Below are 1,870 nucleotides of genomic sequence, written 5' to 3' on the forward strand. Positions count from 1 at the left end.
GCGACTTCAGTCGCCGTTCGCTTTTCATCCGTGCTTTAAAAAGACACGGCTTTCAAGCTCTCGTCCTTTTCTCGTAAAATGCTGTTGTATAGAGGTTCTGCAACCCAGAATCCGGCTTCGTCAATCAACGCATTTAATAAAGGCTTGACCTCGGCAATCAAGCCATTGCCTTTTGCCTCGACTAGGATTCCTAAAATACCCGTGTATCGGAGGTTAAATTTAGCCGCTATGAGACGCCCCCGACGTTCATCAATCAGAACTTGATCGGCTTGAATTTCGACTGCCAGGGCGATCGCCTCAGCTTCTCCGATATCAAGCTCATTGCTCAGTGCTTTGACGAGGGTGCGATCGCCAACAGCCCGGGTTTGAATCCATTCAAAAGTTTGCACTTCGATCGCACCTGCAACCGGAAAATCGGGATCGGTTAATTCTCGATAAACGGCTTCGGGAATCAGAACCGTTTCATAGAGTTGATGAAGAAGATGAAGGCGATCGATTGCGGCGAGGTTGTTGATGGGCGATGTGTCACTGACAACAATCACAATCTGCCCATCTCCCGCAGATTTTCAATATCCTGCTCAAAATCTTCTACCCCGTAATGAACGGGGATACGGCGGCTGGCAAGGAGGTGCTGAAATGCGACCCGGTGCATTCCCGAAAATCGGCTGGCTTGGGCCAGGGTCAGTTTTTCTCGCTGAAAGAGCATGACCGCAATTTCTTGCCGCATTTCAGCCTCGGTCATGCGAGTTGCAGTTAAAATTTCGTCGGGAACAACAACGCTCATGACTCAATACCTCGCGACTTACTCTATTTTATACCTTGGAACTTGTGCATGGGATGTGTGGGGGAAAGTCGGGCTGGAGGGCGCAAGCCTTGCGCCCCTACAAGATAATTTTAAAGTTTGGCAAATCGTTGTCTAAACTGTTCCCCACTTAATCAAAATATAAAGAAACGTTTAGACCGAAACAATTCTTTAAATTCAGGCTGTTCTCGAATTGAGTCAAAATCCGGATCGGTTTTGGCATCTTCCTTCCTTTCAGGATTGAGCTTGATTGCTTGCTTCAAATGCTCGACGGCTGACGATACGTTCCCTTGTAAGGCATAAATTGCAGCTTTGTTGTACCAAGCTGTATCATCATCAGTATTATAACGTAAAGCGCGATCGTAAGAATCGAGAGCTTCTTTATATCGCCCCGAAGCTGTTAAAGAAATTCCTCGATTTACCCAACCTTCATAATCTTTTAAAAATGATTTTGCATATTCCCTCTGAACATAAGCATCCGGATATTGAGGGTTCAAGCTAATCGATTCAGAAAAATCTTTGATGGCTTCTTCATATTTGCCCATCTCCAAATAGACCGAACCCCTGCCATGATAAGCATCCGGATAAATAGAATCAGTCCTGAAGATCGAATTTTCGGAAAAATTCCCAGACAAAATGTTGATATTTATGTCTTGTGCGTAACTGGAATTTGCATTCAGTAGATACAATCCCAAAATAAGAGTCAAGAATAAACCGAAGTTTCGAGTCCATCTTTTAAATATAAATATTTGTTTCATGTCTACCCACAAAAATTAAAAACCTACAATTTTATGATCTCCAAATTTGAAATCGATCTGTTCTACCCGCAAGTCCGGAAATTTAACATGGAAACTTGGGCAGACTTACTCCTACTCAAAATAGCTATTTTTTATATTGTACTTTGGAAATATACTCTCAGTTTTAAATTATCCTTGATTGTCCGGCACGAGTCAACACTTTTTCTGCTCGTCCGAGCAATACGACATGATGAGCAGCCATTCCATCCGCTCAAAGCCCCCAGAATTGGGGGTTTGGGGGCCTGACAATGGGCGCCATAGGGGCAGCCAT

3 protein-coding genes are annotated in these 1,870 nt (G+C 44.0%); all 3 read right to left on the bottom strand.

Features of this window, described 5'->3' with window-relative positions:
- Positions 1–35: 35 nt before the first annotated feature.
- Positions 36–542 carry a PIN domain-containing protein gene (locus AC0QHF_RS00140; RefSeq protein ID WP_324702170.1) on the bottom strand — a complete coding sequence of 169 codons (507 nt, stop codon included), beginning with the start codon at positions 540–542 and terminating at the stop codon, positions 36–38.
- Entirely contained in the window at positions 539–784 is a 246-nt protein-coding gene (locus AC0QHF_RS00145; protein ID WP_324702171.1) for a UPF0175 family protein, read from the bottom strand. The genes AC0QHF_RS00140 and AC0QHF_RS00145 overlap by 4 nt, the downstream gene beginning before the upstream one ends.
- A 152-nt stretch (positions 785–936) precedes the next feature.
- Entirely contained in the window at positions 937–1,560 is a 624-nt protein-coding gene (locus AC0QHF_RS00150) for a TPR end-of-group domain-containing protein (protein ID WP_324702172.1), read from the bottom strand.
- Positions 1,561–1,870 lie beyond the last annotated feature (310 nt).

This window comes from Lyngbya sp. CCY1209 (assembly GCF_055795065.1).